This is a genomic window from Burkholderia sp. MSMB617WGS (assembly GCF_001532025.2).
Lineage (GTDB): Bacteria > Pseudomonadota > Gammaproteobacteria > Burkholderiales > Burkholderiaceae > Burkholderia > Burkholderia savannae.
On the sequence record NZ_CP013457.1, the window covers coordinates 3,673,605 to 3,693,332 of the forward strand.

At 68.7% G+C, this 19,728-nt stretch carries 17 protein-coding genes; 4 read left to right on the top strand and 13 right to left on the bottom strand.

Going from position 1 to position 19,728, the window contains the following annotated elements; all coding sequences use genetic code 11:
• Window positions 1-120: 120 nt before the first annotated feature.
• The 6 genes from WT60_RS18015 to WT60_RS18040 all read right to left on the bottom strand — a co-directional run bounded on the left by WT60_RS18015 (window position 121) and on the right by WT60_RS18040 (window position 5,567).
• On the bottom strand, window positions 121-390 hold the full coding sequence (locus tag WT60_RS18015) for an HPr family phosphocarrier protein (protein ID WP_010101417.1): 270 nt from the start codon (window positions 388-390) through the stop codon (window positions 121-123).
• Between the two features lie 76 nt (window positions 391-466).
• Window positions 467-934: a PTS fructose transporter subunit IIA gene (locus WT60_RS18020; RefSeq protein ID WP_059584358.1), complete on the bottom strand. Its 468-nt coding sequence runs from the start codon at window positions 932-934 to the stop codon at window positions 467-469.
• 170 nt (window positions 935-1,104) lie between these two features.
• Window positions 1,105-2,061 carry a glutathione synthase gene (gene gshB, locus WT60_RS18025; protein WP_038750575.1) on the bottom strand — a complete coding sequence of 319 codons (957 nt, stop codon included), beginning with the start codon at window positions 2,059-2,061 and terminating at the stop codon, window positions 1,105-1,107.
• A 27-nt stretch (window positions 2,062-2,088) separates the two neighbouring features.
• Entirely contained in the window at window positions 2,089-3,378 is a 1,290-nt protein-coding gene (gene gshA / locus WT60_RS18030) for a glutamate--cysteine ligase (RefSeq protein ID WP_038750578.1), read from the bottom strand.
• Window positions 3,379-3,699: 321 nt separating this feature from the next.
• Complete coding sequence (locus tag WT60_RS18035) at window positions 3,700-5,196, bottom strand: ammonium transporter (protein ID WP_186448547.1); 1,497 nt, start codon at window positions 5,194-5,196, stop codon at window positions 3,700-3,702.
• Window positions 5,197-5,228: 32 nt separating this feature from the next.
• Window positions 5,229-5,567 (bottom strand): P-II family nitrogen regulator, encoded by a 339-nt coding sequence (locus WT60_RS18040; protein ID WP_027789049.1) that lies wholly within the window; start codon window positions 5,565-5,567, stop codon window positions 5,229-5,231.
• A gap of 365 nt (window positions 5,568-5,932) precedes the next feature.
• On the opposite strand from WT60_RS18040, the gene WT60_RS18045 reads away from it, so the two are divergent.
• Together WT60_RS18045 and WT60_RS18050 are read left to right on the top strand one after the other, a co-directional pair.
• Window positions 5,933-6,184: an accessory factor UbiK family protein gene (locus tag WT60_RS18045; RefSeq protein ID WP_004198021.1), complete on the top strand. Its 252-nt coding sequence runs from the start codon at window positions 5,933-5,935 to the stop codon at window positions 6,182-6,184.
• A 141-nt stretch (window positions 6,185-6,325) separates the two neighbouring features.
• Window positions 6,326-7,900 carry a YifB family Mg chelatase-like AAA ATPase gene (locus tag WT60_RS18050; protein WP_038750585.1) on the top strand — a complete coding sequence of 525 codons (1,575 nt, stop codon included), beginning with the start codon at window positions 6,326-6,328 and terminating at the stop codon, window positions 7,898-7,900.
• Between the two features lie 114 nt (window positions 7,901-8,014).
• Here WT60_RS18050 and WT60_RS18055 read toward each other — a convergent pair whose 3' ends face one another.
• Entirely contained in the window at window positions 8,015-8,458 is a 444-nt protein-coding gene (locus WT60_RS18055) for a GNAT family N-acetyltransferase (RefSeq protein ID WP_038750589.1), read from the bottom strand.
• Between the two features lie 513 nt (window positions 8,459-8,971).
• On the opposite strand from WT60_RS18055, the gene WT60_RS18060 reads away from it, so the two are divergent.
• On the top strand, window positions 8,972-9,808 hold the full coding sequence (locus tag WT60_RS18060; RefSeq protein ID WP_082717688.1) for an alpha/beta fold hydrolase: 837 nt from the start codon (window positions 8,972-8,974) through the stop codon (window positions 9,806-9,808).
• 673 nt (window positions 9,809-10,481) lie between these two features.
• Here WT60_RS18060 and WT60_RS18065 read toward each other — a convergent pair.
• Window positions 10,482-11,033, bottom strand: a complete 552-nt coding sequence (locus WT60_RS18065) for a hypothetical protein (protein ID WP_060356790.1) — start codon at window positions 11,031-11,033, stop codon at window positions 10,482-10,484.
• A gap of 320 nt (window positions 11,034-11,353) precedes the next feature.
• On the opposite strand from WT60_RS18065, the gene WT60_RS18070 reads away from it, so the two are divergent.
• On the top strand, window positions 11,354-11,890 hold the full coding sequence (locus WT60_RS18070; protein ID WP_038750595.1) for a TlpA disulfide reductase family protein: 537 nt from the start codon (window positions 11,354-11,356) through the stop codon (window positions 11,888-11,890).
• A gap of 77 nt (window positions 11,891-11,967) precedes the next feature.
• Here WT60_RS18070 and WT60_RS18075 read toward each other — a convergent pair whose 3' ends face one another.
• From WT60_RS18075 to WT60_RS18095, 5 genes are all read right to left on the bottom strand, one after another.
• Complete coding sequence (locus WT60_RS18075) at window positions 11,968-13,326, bottom strand: sigma-54 dependent transcriptional regulator (RefSeq protein WP_038750598.1); 1,359 nt, start codon at window positions 13,324-13,326, stop codon at window positions 11,968-11,970.
• A 46-nt stretch (window positions 13,327-13,372) separates the two neighbouring features.
• On the bottom strand, window positions 13,373-15,406 hold the full coding sequence (locus WT60_RS18080) for an ATP-binding protein (protein WP_059670180.1): 2,034 nt from the start codon (window positions 15,404-15,406) through the stop codon (window positions 13,373-13,375).
• A 2-nt stretch (window positions 15,407-15,408) separates the two neighbouring features.
• Window positions 15,409-16,698 (bottom strand): dicarboxylate/amino acid:cation symporter, encoded by a 1,290-nt coding sequence (locus tag WT60_RS18085; RefSeq protein WP_038750637.1) that lies wholly within the window; start codon window positions 16,696-16,698, stop codon window positions 15,409-15,411.
• Between the two features lie 436 nt (window positions 16,699-17,134).
• On the bottom strand, window positions 17,135-18,340 hold the full coding sequence (locus WT60_RS18090; RefSeq protein ID WP_038750604.1) for a CaiB/BaiF CoA-transferase family protein: 1,206 nt from the start codon (window positions 18,338-18,340) through the stop codon (window positions 17,135-17,137).
• Between the two features lie 25 nt (window positions 18,341-18,365).
• Window positions 18,366-19,508 carry an acyl-CoA dehydrogenase family protein gene (locus tag WT60_RS18095; RefSeq protein WP_038750607.1) on the bottom strand — a complete coding sequence of 381 codons (1,143 nt, stop codon included), beginning with the start codon at window positions 19,506-19,508 and terminating at the stop codon, window positions 18,366-18,368.
• Window positions 19,509-19,728: the final 220 nt, after the last annotated feature.

Sequence of the window (19,728 nt, forward strand, 5' to 3'; positions counted from 1 at the left end):
CGCGCCCGCCATCTGACTGCGTGCGGCGCAGCATCGCGGCGCGGCGTCACGTGACGAAAAAAATGCCGCGGCGTCGCGCGGCATTCTCGCTGGATAGCTGAGCGGCGTGCCGCCGCGGCGTCACTGCCCTTCGCCGAATTTGTCGGCGATCAACTTGAGAAGCGCATCCATCGCCTCGCGCTCGTCCGGCCCTTCGGTCTCGATCGTCACCGTGCTGCCGATGCCCGCCGCCAGCATCATGACGCCCATGATGCTCTTCGCGTTGATCCGGCGGCCGTTGCGCGTCATCCAGACTTCCGACTGGAAATTGCCCGCGAGCTGCGTGAGCTTGGCCGACGCGCGCGCATGGAGCCCCAATTTGTTCACGATGGTCGTTTCTTGTTGAAGCATGGTGTTCCGATGAGGTCAAAACGGGCTGCGGCCGGCCTGCCGGCCGCACTGGGGTAATGCGAATCGGTGCGCAGGCTCAGTGCGGCTGCGCCTTCGGCTCCGGCGGAATCGGCGCGCATTCGCCGCAGCCAAGCGCGCTTGCGCGCGGCGGCGGCGTGCCGGCCGCGATCTCGTGGATGCCCTTCGTCGAGCCGGCGAGCGCCTTGTCGACGAGCGTGTCGAGCGGCGTCGTCCGGTAGCACACGGCGCGCACGAGCATCGGCAGATTGACGCCCGCGAGCACCCGCACGCCCTCGACCTTCGCGAGCTGCCCCGCGATGTTCGCGGGCGTCGCGCCGTACATGTCGGTCAGCACGAGCGCGCCGTTTTCTTCCTTCAGACGCGCGAGTTCCGCGTGCGCGAACGCCATCACCTGGGCCGGATCGTTTTCCGCCTGTACGTCGATGCAGCCGATCCGCGCGGGCAGCCCGCCGTAGATATGCGCGATGCAGTCCCGCAAAGCGGTAGCGAGCGGCGCATGCGCGATGATGAGAATGCCTGCCATGTCAGCCTTGCAACGTGTTCGGCCCGACCGCCGGGCCTGGCGCACGAAAAACCGTGCCGGCGAACGGGCATTGTAGCAGGCCAGTCGAGCCTGTCCGGCCGAGCGTGCCTAGCCGGCCGAACCGGTCCGGCGACGGGGGCCTGCGCAGCCGCCGCCCAACCGTGCGCGCGTCAGCCGACCGCGCGCTCCAATGCGTCGACGAACATGCCGGCGACGTCGAATCCAGTCTGCTCCATGATTTCGCGAAAGCAAGTCGGGCTCGTGACGTTCACCTCGGTCAGCCAGTCGCCGATCACGTCGAGCCCGACGAGCAGCAAGCCGCGCGCCGCGAGCACCGGGCCGAGCGTCGCCGCGATCTCGCGGTCGCGCTCGGTGAGCGGCTGCGCGACACCGACGCCGCCCGCCGCGAGATTGCCGCGCACCTCGTTGCCCTGCGGAATCCGCGCGAGCGAATACGGCACCGGCTCGCCGTCGATCAGCAGAATGCGCTTGTCGCCGGCTTTGATCTCCGGGATGAACTTCTGCACCATCACCGATCGCGCGCCGTCGTGGCTCAGCATCTCGATGATCGAGCCGAGATTCATGCCGTCGGGCTTCACGCGAAACACGCCCATCCCGCCCATGCCGTCGAGCGGCTTCAGGATCACGTCGCCATGCTCGGCGTGGAACGCGCGCAGCCGCGCCGCGTCGCGCGTGACGAGCGACGGCGCGACGAACTGCGCGAACTCGCCGATCGCGAGCTTCTCGGAATGATCGCGGATCGTCTGCGGCTTGTTGAACACGCGTGCGCCCGCGCGCTCGGCAAGCTCGAGCAGCCACGTCGACGTCACGTACTCCATGTCGAACGGCGGATCTTTGCGCATCAGGATCGCGCCGAACGACGGCAGCGCGCGCGATTCGTGCGCCCCTGCTTCGTACCAGCGGTCGCGATGCAGATCGGCCGTGTCGCCCGCGATCGTCACGCGGCGCACGTCGGCCTCGACGCCCGCGCCCGTCCACGCAAGCTGGTTCGGCTCGCACGCGTACACCGCATGCCCGCGCCGCGCCGCCTCGGCCATCATCGCGTAGGTCGAGTCCTTGTAGATCTTGAAGCGCTCGAGCGGGTCGGCGATAAAGAGAATGTCCATGCGGGTCCTGATGCTAGAAGGGAGGCGTCACACCTGGATCGCTTCCGGGTCGGTCTTCTCGAGCTCGACCGACGACGCGAGCAGCCCGAGCCGGGCGACGACGCCATACATGTAGAAGCGGTTCGGCGGCGCGGCGCCGGGCTTCGCGTGCGTGTCCGGCAGCGCCGTGTGCTCGAAGCCGAGCGGCACGTAGTGCATGCCGGGCGCGTTCAGATTCTGGTCGCGCTCGCGCGCGCCGTGTGTGCGGTAGAACCCGCCCACCACGTAACGGTCGATCATATAGACGACGGGCTCGGCCACCTCGTCGCCGATCCGCTCGAACGTATAGACGCCTTCCTGCACGATCACGTCGCGCACCGGCACGCCCGCCTTCGATTCGGCCATCTGCGCGCGCTCGTGCTTCGTCATCCGGCCGATCTCGGACGCGTCGTGCACGGTCATCACGCCGCGCCCCGCCGTGCCCGCGTCCGCCTTCACGACGACGTACGGCTTCTCGCCGATCCCGTATTCGCGATATTTGCGCGCGATTTTCTTGAGCACCGCGTCGATCGCGTCGGCAAGCGCCTCGCCGCCGTCGCTCTCATGCCAGTCGACGCCTTCGACGTGCGAGAAATACGGGTTCAGCATCCACGGATCGACGCCCACCATCTTCGCGAACTTCTTCGCGACGTCGTCATAGCAGGAGAAGTGCGTCGACTTGCGGCGCACCGCCCAGCCGGCGTGCAGCGGCGGCAGCAGATACTGCTCGTGCAGATTTTCCAGCACGCCCGGAATGCCTGCCGACAGATCGTTGTTGAGCAGGATCGAGCACGGATCGAAATTCTTCAGGCCGAGGCGGCGCGGCGTGCGCTCGAGCGGCTCGAGCACGATCTTCTGGCCGTCGGCTAGCGTGATCGGCGTGATGTCGGCGATGCTCGGATCGAGCGAGCCGAAGCGCACGTTCAGCCCCGCCTGGCGCATGATCGTCGCGAGGCGCGCGACGTTCTCGAGATAGAACGCGTTGCGCGTCGGCAGCTCGGGAATCACGAGCAGGTTCTTCGCGTCGGGGCAGATCTTCTCGATCGCGGCCATCGCCGCCTGCACGGCAAGCGGCAGCACTTCGGGCGGCAGGTTGTTGAACGCGCCCGGAAACAGGTTCGCGTCGACGGGCGCGAGCTTGAAACCCGCGTTGCGCAGATCGACCGAACAATAAAACGGCGGCGTGTGTTCCTGCCATTCGAGCCTGAACCAGCGTTCGATCGCAGGCGTGGCGTCGAGGATCTTCCGCTCGAGCTCGAGCAGCGGGCCGTTTAACGCCGTAACGAGATGGGGAACCATGTGTAACTCGCGGACGGGAGAAAAAAGATTGTAGAGCAATTGCCCCGTGCATTTGGGGATTGTTCCCGCGATCGCAAGGATTTACCGCATGATTGTCGCTATTGACCCGATAGGCCGAAGGGTTATCGCGCGCGCCCTTGCCGCACGGGCTTCAGACGGGTGTTTGCCGCAGCGCGCGATGTCGGCGCCGCATGCGGCAACGTGCGAATAGACGAAAAAAAACCCGCCGGGAAGGCGGGTCGAAGTCGCTGCGCTCATTCTGTCCGTCGGGCGGCGAAGCGTGCGTGCGCCGCGCCGTCCCGGGTTCGGGGATGAATCCGATTATTCGACGTGCTCGCCGTGCAGGATCACGTCGAGGCCCTCGCGTTCTTCTTCCTCCGTCACGCGCAGGCCGATCACGAGATCGATCACCTTCAGCAGCACGAAGCTCACGATGCCGCTGTAGACGAGCGTGATCAGCACGCCCTTCGCCTGCAGCAGCAGGCTGCCGTCGGCGCCGCCGATGTCCTTGACCGCGAACACGCCCGTCAGCAGCGCGCCGAGAATGCCGCCCACGCCGTGCACGCCGAACGCGTCGAGCGAATCGTCGTAGCCGAGCTTCGACTTGAGCCACGTGGCCGACCAGAAGCACACGACGCCCGCGGCGATGCCGATCACGAGCGCGCCCGCGACGCCGACGAAGCCGGCCGCCGGCGTGATCGCGACGAGGCCCGCCACCGCGCCCGACACGATGCCGAGCACCGAGGGCTTACCCTTCGCGATCCACTCGGCGAACATCCAGCCGAGCGCGGCGCACGCGGTCGCCACTTGCGTCGTCAGCATCGCGAAGCCGGCACGGCCGTCCGCCGCGACCGCGGAGCCCGCGTTGAAGCCGAACCAGCCGACCCACAGCATCGAGCCGCCGATCAGCGTCAGCACGAGGTTGTGCGGCGCCATCGCCTCACGGCCGTAGCCGACGCGCTTGCCGAGCACGAGGCACGACATCAGGCCCGCGATGCCGGCGTTGATGTGAACGACCGTGCCGCCCGCGAAGTCGAGCACGCCGTCGGCCGACAGCCAGCCGGTCGGTTCCCAGACCATGTGCGCGATCGGCACATAGACGATCAGCGACCAGAGCGTCATGAACACGAGCATCGCCGAGAACTTCATCCGGTCGGCGAACGCGCCGCAGATGAGGGCGGGCGTGATGATCGCGAACGTCATCTGGTAGACGAAGTAGACCGTCTCGGGAATCGTCGGCGCGAGGTGGCTGACGGTGAGCGTCGTCGCCTTGTCGCCGTGGATGTAGTTCATCCCGGACAGGAACACGCGCGAGAAGCCGCCGATGAAGCCGTTGCCCGGCGTGAACGCGAGGCTGTAGCCGACGACCGTCCAGAGCACCGTGATCAGCGCGGTGATCGCGAAGCTCTGCATCACGGTGGCGAGCACGTTCTTCTTGCGAACCATGCCGCCGTAGAAGAGCGCGAGGCCCGGAATCGTCATGAACAGCACGAGGGCGGTCGACGTCAGCATCCACGCGGTGTCGCCCGAATTGATCTTCGACGAATCGACCGAGAACGGCGCGGTCGGCGCGGCGGGTGCGGCGGCGGCCGATGCCGGCGCGGCGGCCGAAGCGGCCGCGGATGCGTCGGCCGGCGCGGATGCGGCCGGCGCCGAGGCGGCAGGCGCGGACGCGGCGGCGGCGCTCGCCGACGTGCCGGAAGCCGCTGCGGCCGAGGCGGCTGCGGGTGCCGACGACGCGTCGTCGGCCATCGCGGCGCCGATGCCGCCCGCAAGCAGCGAGCCGGCCATCAACAGTGACATCAGTATTTTGCGCATCTTGGATTTCCTCTTATCGCTCGTGTCTCTTGTTACAGGGCGTCAGCGCCCGTCTCCCCGGTACGGATCCGAATCACCTGCTCGATCGCCGTGACGAAGATCTTGCCGTCGCCGATCTTCCCCGTGCGTGCCGCACGCTCGATCGCCTCGACGGCCTGATCGACGAGATCGTCCGACACCGCGGCTTCGATTTTCATCTTAGGAAGGAAATCGACGACGTACTCGGCGCCGCGGTACAGCTCGGTGTGCCCTTTCTGGCGGCCGAACCCCTTGACCTCCGTCACCGTGATGCCCGAGACGCCGAGGGCCGAGAGCGCCTCGCGCGTCTCATCGAGCTTGAACGGCTTGATGATTGCGGTAATCAGTTTCATGAAGTCCTCTCGCTATGGTTGTCCCATCAGTGCAGCAATGTGTAGCGGAACATCTACAGCAACTCGCATGCCATGTCGGCTCATGCAGGTCTTGAAAGGCTTTCAGGCAGATTTCCGCCACGGATGCGCGCTTGCGCGAACGCAAGCGCGCCTTGGCCGAACGGCCAACGCGGGCCCGGTTTGCTGGCGCACTGAAAGGAAGGTTGTTAGAGTGCACGCACGTCCGGCGCACGGCGAACGCGGCTTCACGCGATCGAATGCCCGGAAAACGGGCCTGCGAGCGCACCAATTTCGGTCATGCGCGATTCGTGGGCACGACGGCAACGGCTATTGCACAGATTTTGTGCACCTGGAAGGGGAACACCATGAAGCAACCCAGCGACGTTTTCAACGACCTGCAGGCGCGTATCGGCGATCTGCTGAAAAACTCGCCGGCCAAGGATGTCGAGCGCAACGTGAAGGCGATGCTCACGCAGGGCTTCTCGAAGCTCGATCTCGTCACCCGCGAGGAATTCGACACGCAGGCGCAAGTGCTCGCGCGCACTCGCGCGCGGCTCGAGGAACTCGAGAAGCGCGTCGCCGAGCTCGAACAGAAACTGGCCGACGTCCAATCGTGACGGCCGCCGCCGCTCGCATTCGCTGAAGCGGCCCATCCCAGCAGCTCGCGCCACGCCGGCAAGCGCGCATCGAAACCAATCTCCGGACGCCACGGGCGGCGCCATCCGCGCCGCCCGGTCCGGTCCACGCGGAGTCGAATCATGTCGCTTGCCGTGGTGCGCAGCCGCGCGCCCGCTGCCGGCCGCGCGCCGGAAGTCACCGTCGAAGTCCATCTCGCCAACGGGCTGCCCTCGTTCTCGATCGTCGGGCTGCCCGATCTCGAGGTGCGCGAAAGTCGCGAGCGCGTACGCGCCGCGCTGCAGAATTGCGGCTTCGAATTCCCCGTGCGGCGCATTACCGTCAACCTCGCGCCCGCCGACCTGCCGAAGGAGTCCGGCCGCTTCGACCTGCCGATCGCGCTCGGCATTCTCGCCGCGAGCGGCCAGCTTCCGGCCGATGCGCTCGATGGCCGCGAGTTCGCGGGCGAGCTGTCGTTGACGGGCGCGCTGCGCCCGATGCGCGGTGCGTTCGCGATGGCGTGCGGCGCGGCGCGCGCGCAGCAGGCGGACGAAACCGGTTTGGTGGCGGATGGCGAACCGGCGGCGGCGCCGAGCGCCGCCGAGCTCTACCTGCCGCTGCCGAGCGCGGGCGAAGCGGCGCTCGCGCCGGGCGTGACGGTGTACGGCGCGGCTGATCTGCCCGCGCTGTGCGCGCATCTCGCCGGCGCGCCGGACGGGCGGCTCGCGCCCGTCGCCGCACCCCGCCTCGACGATCTGCCTGCCGCATCCGCCCCCGACCTCGCCGACGTGATCGGCCAGACGGGCGCGAAGCGCGCGCTCGAAGTCGCGGCGGCGGGCGGCCATCACATGCTGATGATCGGGCCGCCGGGAGCGGGCAAGTCGATGCTCGCCGCGCGTCTGCCGGGCCTCCTGCCGCCGCTCAACGACGACGAGGCGCTGACGTCCGCCGCGATTCTTTCATCGAGCCGCGCGGGCTTCTCGCCCGCGCAATGGCGGCGGCGTCCGTTTCGCGCGCCGCACCACTCGTCGAGTTCGGCCGCGCTCGTCGGCGGGCGCAATCCGCCGCAGCCGGGCGAAATCACGCTCGCGCACCTCGGCGTGCTGTTCCTCGACGAGCTGCCCGAATTCGACCGGCACGTGCTCGAGACGCTGCGCGAGCCGCTCGAGGCGGGCCGCATCACGATCTCGCGCGCCGCGCTGCAGGCGGATTTCCCGGCCGCATGCCAGCTGATCGCGGCGATGAATCCGTGCCCCTGCGGCTGGCGCGGCGACCCCGGCGGCCGTTGCCGCTGCTCGCCCGACGTCGCCGCGCGCTATCTGCGCAAGCTGTCCGGGCCGCTTCTCGACCGCATCGACATCCAGATCGAAATTCCCGCGCTCACGCCCGCCGAGCTGGCCGAGCGGCCGGCGGCGGCGGGCGAATCGAGCGCGGCCGTCGCCGAGCGCGTCGCGCACGCGCGCGTGCGGCAATTCGCGCGGCAGCGCAAGACCAATCACATGCTGACGGGGCGCGAAACCGATACGTTCTGCCGTCCGGACAGCACGGGCGAGACGCTGCTGCGCGAAGCGGGCGAGCGGTTCCGCTGGTCGGCGCGCGCGCACTACCGGGTGCTGAAGGTCGCGCGGACGATCGCGGATCTCGCGGGCGACGAATCGCCGAGCGCCGGGCAGATCGCCGAGGCGATCCGGTATCGAAGGGTGTTTTCGCCCGCCTGAGCGCCTATCGCACGACAGTCCGCCGCCCGGCGACAAGAAGAACGGCGCGCTCGGCGATGCAGGCTCGAATGCGCGGCGCCGCGGCGCCGTCGCGAGCCGCTCGGCGGCCGCACGTCATCGGCCGCCCGTCGGGCGGAGTTCCAGCAGCAGATAGTCGCCGTCCTCGGATACGCCCGAATCGATCTCGACGAACCCGTGTGCGCGATAAAACGCGAGTGCGCGCTCGTTCAATCGCAGGCATTTGAGCCGATAGCGCGTGGCGGGCCAGCCGGGCAGCGCGCGCAGCAACGCGCTGCCTATTCCCTCGCGCAGCCGCGAACCCGCAACGTACAGATGGTGGAGAAAGCAGTCGGGCTCCCACACCGAAATGAAGCCGACGATGCCCTCGCGCGGCGCTTGCGCGACGAGCAGCGATTCGCCTCGGGTGTGTTCGTCGAAATCATCGAGCGCGAAGCCGTCGGCGGGCAACCAGGCGAACGTGCCGCGGCGCGCGCGCAAATAGAGCCGGCGCAACGCGGGCTGGTCGGCGGGGGCGGCGGCGCGAACGAGAATCGTCATGGTCGTATCCGCGGACGGTAGGCAAAGAAGTATCCATGGCCATCTCGGCGCCTGCTTGACGCCTGCTTGACGGACCGTGCCGAGCCGCGATCGGGATGCCCACCGGGTTACGAGCGGCACGAAATCATCGCCTCGGCAACCGGTCGATCGACGCCCTCGCACGGCCGGCGATCGCCGCCATTCAAGCAGCGATTTTCAAGCGGCGCCTGCGTGACGCAAACGCAGAAAGGCGTTCGAAATGCGTTCCGGAATCGTCGCTCGCCGCCACGCGAGCGTCGCGCAATGTGTCCGGTAATCTCCGCGCCCGACGCGCTGCCGCCGAGGAAGAGGGCGCGGCCAGGCCGGGCGATCGTACCGCGAAGCGACGACGGGAAGCAGCGGCAAATCGTAATATAGTAGGCCGATTGACGCACCGAACCTCAACGACGACACCGTCCGGCGTCCCGCGCCGCGAGCATTCGCGACGCCGCCGGACCGTCCAAGATTGGCCTTCCCTGACTGGAGCGATCGCGCATGGCCTTGCTGCCCGGCACCCTCACCATTCCCGACCGGCGCGAACGCGCGCGGCACCGGCTGCTGATGTTCCATCACGCGTGCGGCTCCGCGACGAATTACTACAGATGGGCGGCCGCGTTTCCGGCCCACATCGAGGTGTGGCTCGTCGAGCTGCCGGGCCGCGGCAGAAGCCTCCACCGCCCCGCATTCGACACGCTGCCGCAACTGCGCGACTACCTGCGCGAACTCGCCCCCGAGCTTCCGGCCGATTACGCGATCTTCGGCCACAGCATGGGCGCGCTCGTCGCGTATTGCTTCGCGCACGATATGACGCAACTCGGGCGTCCGCCGCGCTGGCTCGGCGTGTCGGGAGCCGATTCGCCGTTTGCGGCGTCGCGACGCCGCGCGCATCCGGTCCACGCGCGTCCCGACGCGGCGATCGTCGATCATCTCGCGTCGCTCGGCGGCACGCCGCCCGAAGTCTTCGCGCACGACGAGCTGCGCGCGATCCTGCTGAAGCTCGCGAAGGCGGATTTTCGGATCGTCGAGGCGTTCTTCCCACTCGCGTCGCCGACGCCGCTGCCCGTGCCCGTCACGGTCTTCGCCGGCAAACGCGATGCGGTGCTGTCCGAGGACGGGCTGCACGACTGGCGGCGCGCGTCGACGCTCCCGATCGAACGCAAGACGTTCGACGGCGGACATTTCTATCTGCTCGACACCCCGTCCGCGGTCCGCGACGCGATAGAAGCCGCATTGACGAAGCACGAACGGCGCTCGAGCCTGCCAGCCGCCCCGCAACCGGAGGAAGGCGGCACGGGCGCCGGCATATTCGACGGAGCGCGCTGCGCCGGTTAGCCGCAACGCCCGGCGCTTTCGTTTGCCCGGCAAATGTGGTTCAGGCGTCGCGCCACGGCCCGGCGGACCTCGCCCGCGATCAGACGAGCACCAAAGCGCGGCGCGCGAACGTGCGATCGCCACATCGACGCTCGATGCGCGAACGCGCCGGCAAGCTGCCGGCCGGCCCTTTCCCGCCCCATTTCCGGCCCCCTTTTTCCGGCCCCCTTTTCCGGCCCATTCCTCCTCCAGCCGGCCAGCCGATGTCGGCCAACACGCCGCGCGAGGCGAGCGGAGAACGCCGGAACCGGCCTCCCCCCGCCGTCAGCGGCCCTCCGCGCACAGCTTCGAGGTCGGCCACTTTCGATCGATTGGCAAAAAAATGCCTGTCAAGACTTGACTTATGCACAATTAGCGGAAACCGACCCGACTATCGCGCGCCCCAGCGATCACTTGAAGCCTATTTTGCAATACATTGATTTTATTGATTTTTTGCAAGTGCGAAGATTGCGGACAATCTAACTGAAAGCCCCTCCGGTGGGCCTTTGCCGCCCACCCGCCGAACTTTTCAACAAAGTTATCCACACAGTCTGTGGATAGCCGGAAAAATCCCGCAAAATCCGGTGATTAGCCACCGTTCTTGCGAAGGAACTTTCACTTTCGCATCGGCTCTTAGGCGGCCTGCGTCGCCCGATCAATCGAGTTTTAACGAGCCGAAAAATTGTTCGAGCGGCTCGGATGCGAGCGACGCATCGGATATCACGATCACTTCGTACACGTGCCGGCCATGCGCGACGAGCCGCGCAATCACCGTCTTCGACGCTCGCACGCCGGACGACGCCCCGCCCGCCTGCCCCTGCGCGCCGGACGCGCCGTCGGGCGCTCCGCTCATCCGCAGCTCGACGCCCGCCGCCTGGCCCCCGGCCGCGAGCGGCACGAGCACCGCCTGCTCGGCGGGCTGCGTGCGCAGATTGCGCGCCAAACCAGTGCGCAGATAGTCGAGCACCGCGTGCTGGGTCGCGTCGCGATCGTCCGGCAGCATCACCGTGCCGACCGCGAACACCGCGCCGCCAACGTGCGCCGCCTGCATCCGCATTTTCATCGGCGCCCCGCCGATCGCGACCGGATGCTCTTCGACGGTCGGCTTGGCCGGCAGATCGATCGTGTAGCCGGCGTCGTTGTGCAGCGTGCGCCAGTCGTAAGCGGGCGAGCAGGCGGCAAGCGACGCGAGCGCGCCGAGCACCATGGCCGCGCGGCGCGCGCGGGCGCCGAACGACGCGACAAGCGTGCGCGCCGGCCGCCGCGGGCGTAAAGGAGCCGACAGGCCGGCCACCCCGGGCCGACGAAGCGGACGAAGCGGACGAAGCGAGCGCGCGTGGCGAAGAGCGGCACGAATCATGAAGAAAACGGGTAGCAATGAACGTTGAACGAAGCCGCATTATGCCGGCCGGCGCGAACGCGCGGCGCCGGTGCGCGCGCCAGATTGACGGTACAATGAGCGCCGTTCGCACCGGTCGGACGCCCCGCGCGGCGTCGCCCGGAGTCCGCATTCCAGAGGTCCTGCAGATGAGCCCCGCTCCCGCCCCCACCGGCCGCCGCGCCGGCCCGTTGCGCTACGTGGCGATCGCCGTCGCCGCCGTCGCGATCGCCGTCGCCGGCTATTTCGCGTTCAACGGCAAGTCCAGCGCGCCCGAAGCAACGTTTACGCTGTTGTCCGGCCAGAAGATTTCGACCGCCGCCGATCTGAAGGGCAAGGTCTATCTCGTCAACTTCTGGGCGACAAGCTGCGCGACCTGCATGCAGGAAATGCCGCAGATGGTCGAAACGTACAACCGCTTCAAGGGCCAGGGGCTCGAATTCGTCGCGGTCGCGATGAACTACGATCCGCCGATGTACGTCGCGAACTACGCGCAAACGCGCCAGCTGCCGTTCAAGGTCGCGCTCGACGACGGCAGCGTCGCGAAACAGTTCGGCAACGTTCAGCTGACGCCGACGACGTTCGTGATCGGCAAGGACGGCAAGATCCTGAAGCGCTACGTCGGCGCGCCGCAGTTCGCGGAGCTCGACCAGCTGCTGCAAAAGGCGCTCGACACGAGCGCATAAAAGCACGCAAGCGCGCAAGCCTTCCGGCCGCGCCGCCTCCCCTCGAACTCGAACGGATCGCTCGACGACGGGCCGCGTCAGCGGTCCGTTTCTCCCTTCGCCGTCAATCCGTAGCGTTTCATCTTCTCGTAGAGCGTCGCCTTGCCGACGTGCAGCTTGTCGGCCGTCGCGGCGACCGCGCCGCCCGTGCGGTTCAGCGTCTCGGCGATCACCGCCCGCTCGAATTCCTCGACGCGCTCCTTGAGCGACTGCCCGGCATCCTCTTGCGCGTCCCCTGCGCCCGCGTCGCCGACGATGCCCTCCGTCACGCCGAGCACGAAGCGGTCGGCCGCGTTGCGCAGCTCGCGCACGTTGCCCGGCCAGTCGCGCTGCATCACGCTCGCGCGCTGCCGATCGGTGAGAAGCGGCGCGGGGCGCCCGTAGCGAACCGCCGCGTCGAGCATGAAGTGCTCGAAGAGCGGCACGATGTCCTCGCGGCGCTCGGCGAGCGGCGGCAGCGCGATCGTCACGACATTGAGGCGATACAGCAGATCGCGCCGGAACGTGCCGGCCGCGACGTGCTCGCTCATGTCGCCCTTCGCCGCCGCGATCACGCGGCAATTCACGCGAATCGGCTGATTCGAGCCGAGCCGCTCTAGCACGCCGTCTTGCAGCACGCGCAACAGCTTCACCTGCAGCGCGAGCGGCATGCTCTCGATCTCGTCGAGGAACAGCGTGCCGCCCGACGCGTATTCGAGCTTGCCGATTCGGCGTTTCGCCGCACCGGTAAACGCGCCCGGCTCGTAGCCGAACATTTCGGATTCGAACATCGGCTCCGGCAGCGCGCCGCAGTTGACCGCGATGAACGGCTTGTCGCGGCGCGGCGACAGCTCGTGCAGGCTGCGCGCGATCAGCTCCTTGCCGGCGCCCGTGTCGCCGTTGATGAGGACCGACGCGTCGGTCGGCGCGACGTTCGCAATCAGCCGCCGGACCTGCTCGATCGCCGGGCTTGTGCCGATGATCCGCGGCGCGACGACGCCCTGCCCCGCGAGCTCGCGCCGCAGCGCGTGGTTCTCGAGCACGAGCGCACGCCGCTCGAGCGCGCGCCGCACCGTCTCGATCAGGCGCTCGGCCGCGAACGGCTTTTCGATGAAATCGTATGCGCCGTCGCGCATCGCCTGCACGGCCATCGAGATGTCGCCGTGCCCGGTGACGAGCACGACCGGCACGTCGGGCGTGCGCTCGCGGCACTGCGCCAGCAGATCGAGGCCGCTCGCGCCGGGCAGGCGGATGTCGGACACGATCACGCCGGCCGCATCGCCGACGATCGCCTTCTCGGCCGCCTCGACCGAACCGAACCCGACGACGTCGAAGCCCGCGAGCTGCAGGCTCTGCACGCCCGCGCGGCGCACGAGCTCGTCGTCTTCGATGTAGATCACTTGCAGGCGGTTCGCCATCTTCTGTCACCCAATGATGCTGTGCGGGCCGCGCGCGGACGCGCGCTCAGCTCGCGGCGGAAGTGTCCGGATGATGCGTGCGCGCGCGGCGCAGCGTCAAGACGAACTCCGCGCCGCCCGCCGGCGCGTTGCGCGCGGTGAGCGAGCCGCCCGCGTCGCGCGCGATCGACGACGAGATCGCGAGGCCGAGGCCGAGCCCGCGCCCCATTTCCTTCGTCGTGAAGAACGGCTCGAACAGCCGCGCGAGCGATTCCGGCGCAATCCCCGGCCCATTGTCGCGCACGACGATCGCAAGCGTCGCGGCCGTCGCGTCGATCGTCACGTCGATGCGCGGCGCGGCGGCCGCCGCGACCGCGTCGAGCGCGTTGCCGAGCAGGTTGATGAGCACCTGTTCGAGCCGCAGATCCTCGCAGCGCGCGACGAGCGCCGGCTCGTCGCGCGACGGATCGAAGCGCGCCGCTTCGGCGGGATCGCGCGTTTCGTCGCGCAGCGTGATCGCGAGCTCGACGCCCTTCAACCGCTCCTTGAGCAGCGCGAGCACGTTGCGCAGCGCGCGCGCGACGTGCGCCTGCTCGTTGCGCGGCTTCGCGCGCCCGACGAACAGCTTCAGCTGATTGGTGATCTTGCCCATGCGCTCGGTGAGCGCCGCGATCGCCTCGAGGTTCTCGCGCGCGGCCGCCTGATCGCCGCGGTCGAGCAGCACGCGCGTGTTGTCGGAGAAGCTGCGCAGCGCGGCGAGCGGCTGGTTCAGCTCGTGCGTGATGCCGGCCGCCATCTGGCCGAGCGCGGCGAGCTTGCTCGCCTGGACGAGCTCGTCGTGCGCCGCGCGCAGCTCGTGCTCCGCGCGAATCCGCTCGCCGACTTCCTGCTTGAGCCGCGCGTTCGCCTGCGACAGATCGGCCGTGCGCTCCTCGACGCGCCGGTTCAGCTCCGCATACGCGCTTTGCAGCAGCACGCGGCTGCGCAGCATCTCCTTCACGCGCGCGCGGCGGGTGCGCCAGTAGAACGCGAGCAGGCTGAGCGACACGAAGCCGAACGCGGTGACGATCGTCGCGTTGCGCGCGTCGGCGTCGACGGGCTCGATCGGCGCGAGCGTGACGAGCTGCCAGTCGGGCTCGCCGAGCAGGCGGCGCGTCGCGAGATAGCGCGGCGCGCGCCGCCCCGCGCCCATCCGGACGATCTGCGCATCGGGCCCGAGCACGCGCTCGACGCGCAGCGGCAGCGGCGTCACCGGATGCTGCGCGTACTGGCGCGTCTCGTGAATCGACGTCGCGATCGGCCCCGGCAGCGGCTTGAGCGTGTGGTACTTCCATTCGGGCACCGACGACAGGAAGATCACGCCGTGATCGTCGGCGACGACGAGCGGCTCCGACGCGTCCGCGCCCTGGAACCATTCGAGATTGAGCTTCACGACCGCGACGCCGATGATCTTGCCGTCGCGCCGCACCGGCTGCGAGATGTAGTAGCCGGGATCGCGCGAGATCGTGCCGATCCCGAAGAAGCGGCCCGTGCCGCCCTTCACCGCATCGATGAAATACGGACGGAACTGGTAGCCGATGCCGGTGAAGCTGTCCGGGCCGCGCCAGTTGCTCGCGGCGACGCACAGCCCGTTCGCGGCGATCACGTAAGTCGCCGTCGCGTGCGCGTGGCGGTTCATGTCCTCGAGGTACAGGTTCGCGCGGTTCACGCGGCGGCGATTGCCGGGCGCGGCGAGAACGTCCTGCACGAACGGGTGGCCGCCCAGCAGGTAAGGCAGCGATTCGTAGCGGTCGAGCGTGCTCTTCAGCGCGTTGGTCGTGCGGTCGACGCGCGCCGCCGCGCTGTCGCGCAGATCGGCGACGCCGCGCCGCCACGTGACGGCCCACGTGAGCGCGCACGCCACCGCGAGCATCGCGGCGAGCGCGAGAAGGACGAGCAGGCGGCGCTTCACGGTGACGGCTTCCGGACTGTAAGGATCGTCTATTGTGGCATAGCCCCCGCCCGAAAAGGCCGCGGGGCCGAGCGAAGCGCGCGTCGGCGCGCCCGGCCCGGCCCCGCCCGGCGCGGGCGCCGCTGCGCGCCCCGCCGTGTTCCCGCTCATCGTCAGACGCGGGCGGTTTCGCCCGCGGCGGCTTCGCCGTTGCCCGTGAGCGCCGCGCGCAGCTTCGCGCGGTCGAGCTCCTTCTCCCACGCGGACACGACGACCGTCGCGACGCCGTTGCCGACGATGTTCGTCAGCGCGCGGCACTCGCTCATGAAGCGGTCGATGCCGAGAATCAGCACCATGCCGGAGAGCGGAATGGTCGGCACGACGGCGAGCGTCGCGGCGAGCGTGATGAAGCCCGCGCCCGTCACGCCGCTCGCGCCCTTCGATGTCAGCATCGCGACCGCGAGCAGCGTGAGCTGCTGCATCCACGTGAGCTCGATGTTGGTCGCCTGCGCGATGAAGAGGACGGCCATCGTCATGTAGATGTTCGTGCCGTCGAGGTTGAACGAGTAGCCGGTCGGCACGACGAGGCCGACGACCGAGCGCGAGCAGCCCGCCTTCTCGAGCTTCTCCATCAGCTGCGGCAGCGCCGCCTCCGACGAGCTCGTGCCGAGCACGATCAGCAGCTCTTCCTTGATGTAGCCGACGAAGCGGATGATCGAGAAGCCGGTGAAGCGCGCGATCGCGCCGAGCACGACGAGCACGAACACGACCGAGGTCAGGTAGAACGTGCCGATCAGCTTGAGCAGCGGCACCAGCGAGCCGACGCCGTACTTGCCGATCGTGAACGCCATCGCGCCGAACGCGCCGATCGGCGCGAGCTTCGTGACGATGTGCACGATGCCGAACAGCACGCGCGTGATGCCGTCGATGAAGTCGGTGACGACGCGGCCCCGATCGCCGAGGTGCGCGAGCACGCTGCCGAACAGCAGCGCGATCAGCAGGATCTGCAGGATCTCGCCTTGCGCGAACGCGTCGATCATCGTGTTCGGGATGATGTGCATCAGGAAGTCGACGGTCGACTGGCCGTGCGCCTTCGCCGCGTACGACGCGACTTCCTTGCCGTTGAGCGTCGCCGGATCGATGTTGAAGCCGACGCCGGGACGCAGGATGTGCGTCGCCGCGAGGCCGAGCACGAGCGCGAAGGTCGACACGATCTCGAAATACAGCAGCGCCTTGCCGCCGACGCGCCCCACCTTCTTCATGTCCTGCATGCCGGCGATGCCCGTCACGACGGTGCAGAAGATGATCGGGCCGATCACCATCTTGATCAGCTTGATGAAGCCGTCGCCGAGCGGCTTCATGTCGACGGCGAGCGACGGGTAGTAGTGACCGAGGAGCACGCCGACGACGATGGCGAAGATCACCTGCACGTAGAGGACTTTATAAAACGGTTTCTTCACGATGGTTCCAGAGAAGAGAGAGGATGAGTCGAAGCCGGCCGGCGTCACGCGCGCGGACGAATGTCAGGGGTGCCACTCGCCCGCGCGGCTGCCGCGCCGCAACAAGCGATGGCCTCAGCGAATCCGAGGGAGGTGGACGAGGTGGGGCATCGAATGTCTCCTTGCTGTAGTAATGAGGCCTAGGCGGGCCTTGGGCGTTTACTTCGCAAGGTCGATGCCAGCCGCTCGATCAGGCTCAGCCTGTTGATTTCTCTGGCTTTTCCGAATCGTGACGAGCGCGCGCAATCCGGAAATCCGGATTTCCGGATTGCGGCCGTCCGGATCGCCGGACGATTCGTGCGCGCCCGCGCATTTCGTCTGATGTTTCGGTGCGCGACGGCCCGCACGGCGAGCGCGCCCGTTTGCGCGCAGAACGCCTGCCGTGCGAACGCGCCGCGCGCTAGACGACGCGCTCGCTGCGCAGTTGCGCGATCTCGCGCGCGGACAGGCCGAGCCAGTCGCCGAGCACGCGTTCGGTATCCGCGCCGAGCGCGGGCGGCGCGCCGCGCACGGGCAGGCGCTCGCCGTCGAACCGGTACGGCGGCGCGAGCACGTCGACTTCGCCCGCGACCGGATGCGGCTGCCGCGTGACGAGCCCCGCCGATTGCGCGCGCTCCGACATGAGCGCCTCGCGCAAGCCGAGCACTTCGCCGCACGGGATGCCCGCGTCGGCGAGCGCGGCGAGCAGCGCGGCGCGCGGCCGGCGGCCGAGCTCGCGAAGAATCTCCGGCAGCAGTTCCGCGCGATTCGCGGCGCGCGCGATGTTCGTCGCGAAGCGCGCGTCGGCCGCGAGCTCCGGCCGGCCGATCACGTCGCAAAAGCGCGCGAACTGCTGGTTGTTGCCGACCGTGATCACGACGGGGCCGTCCGCCGCGTCGAACACGCCGTACGGGACGATCGACGGATGCGCGTTGCCGTAGCGCGGCGGGTCCTCGCCCATCATGAGCGCCTCCAGCCCGTAGTACGACGTGACCATCAGCCCGCAATCGAAGAGCGCCATCTCGATGCGCCGGCCGCGCCCCGTCGCGTGCCGCTCGTAGAGCGCGGCGAGGATCGCCTGCGCCGAGTACATGCCGGTGAAGAGATCCGCGACCGCGACGCCGAACTTCAGCGGCGGCCGCCCCGCTTCGCCGTTGAGCGCCATCAGGCCGGCCTCGCCCTGCACGACGAGGTCGTAGCCCGGCCGGCTCGCCTCGGGGCCCGAGCGGTCGTAGCCGGAGATCGCGCAATGAACGAGCCGCGGATTCAGCGCGGCGAGCGCGCCGTAGCCGAGGCCGAGCTTCTCCGCGCCGCCCGCCTTGAAGTTGTGCACGACGACGTCCGCCTGCGCGGCGAGCTCGCGCGCGATGCGCTGCCCCGCTTCCGTCTGCAGATCGACGCAGATCGAGCGCTTGCTGCGGTTCACGCTGTTGAAGTAGGTCGTCTCGGTGTCGCCGACGCGCAGGCCCCAGTCGCGCGTATCGTCGCCGCGCGCCGGGTGCTCGACCTTGATCACCTCCGCGCCGAGATCGGCGAGCACCATCGCGCACCACGGGCCGGCCAGCACACGCGAGAAATCGAGCACCTTGACGCCCGCGAGCGGCTGCGCGCCCAGTTCGTTGCGCATCTTCGTCTCCTCCGTTGGTCCGCGGTCATTGCATCGACTGCGGCTTCGACAGCGCGACGTAGCGCGCGAGATGATGATCTTCGTCGCCGAGCTGGTGATCGATCATCACGAGCCGCTTCGCGTAGTGCGAAAGCGGCAGCTCCCACGTCATCCCAATGCCGCCGTGAAGCTGGATGCTCTCCTCGGCGACGAGCGCGCCGATCCGCCCGACGCTGTACTTCGCGGCCGACAGCGCGCGCTCGCGCGCCACACGCGGCGCATCGAGCTGCGCGGCCGCGTTGATCACCGCCGAGCGCGCCTGCTCGATCTCGAGCAGCACGTCCGCCATCCGGTGCTGCAGCGCCTGGAAGCTGCCGATCGGCGCGCCGAACTGGCGGCGCGTGCGCAGGAATTCGAGCGTGTGCGCCTTCGCGACGTCCATCGCGCCGAGCGCTTCCGCCGCGAGCGCGAGCAGGCCGAAGCCGATCGCGCGCTCGATCGCGCCGGCCGCTTCGCCCGGCGCGCCGACGAGCGCGTCGCCCTCGAGCGCGACGCGCGCGAAGCGCACGTCGGCCGCGCGGCCGCCGTCGATCTTCCGGTAGCCGCGCACCGACACGCCCGGCGCCGCCTTCGGCACGACGAACAGTGACAGGCCCGCCGCGTCGTCGTCGGCGCCCGCAGTGCGCGCGCTGACGACGTAGAACGTCGCGTGCTCGCCGCAGTCGACGACGGCCTTCGTGCCGTCGAGCACCCATCGATCGCCCTCGCGCGTCGCGCGCGTCCTCACCGTGTGCAGTTCGTAGTGCGTATCGGGCTCCGCGTGCGCGAACGCGCCGATCGCACGGCCGTCGATCAGCGCCGCGAGCCGCGCGCGATGCGCGTCGCCGCCCGCCTGCGCGAGCGCGCGGCCTGCCATCAGCGCGCCCGCGAACGGCTCGACGACGAGCCCGCGCCCGAGGCACTCGAACACGAGCGCGATGTCGAAGCCCGCGCCGCCGAAGCCGCCGCAGTCCTCCGGAAAGAGCGCGCCGATCGCGCCCAGCTCGGCGAAGCGCCGCCACATGTCGCTGCTGTAGCCGGCATCCGACAGCGCGATCCGGTCGCGCGCGGCGAACGGATATTGCTCGGCGATGAAGCGGTTCAGGCTGTCCGCCAGCATCCGGCGGTCTTCGGTGTGTTGAAAGTCCATAGTCGTTTCCTGTCGACCAGGGTTAGCGCTTCAGCGCTTACCCTGGTCCCATGCAAAGCTGTCGACCAGGGTTAGCGCTTTAGCGCTTATCCTGGTCCCATGCAAAGCTGTCGACCAGGGTTAGCGCTTCAGCGCTTACCTTGGTCCCATGCAAAGCTGTCGACCAGGGTTAGCGCTTTAGCGCTTACCCTGGCCCCATGCAAAGCTGTCGACCAGGGTT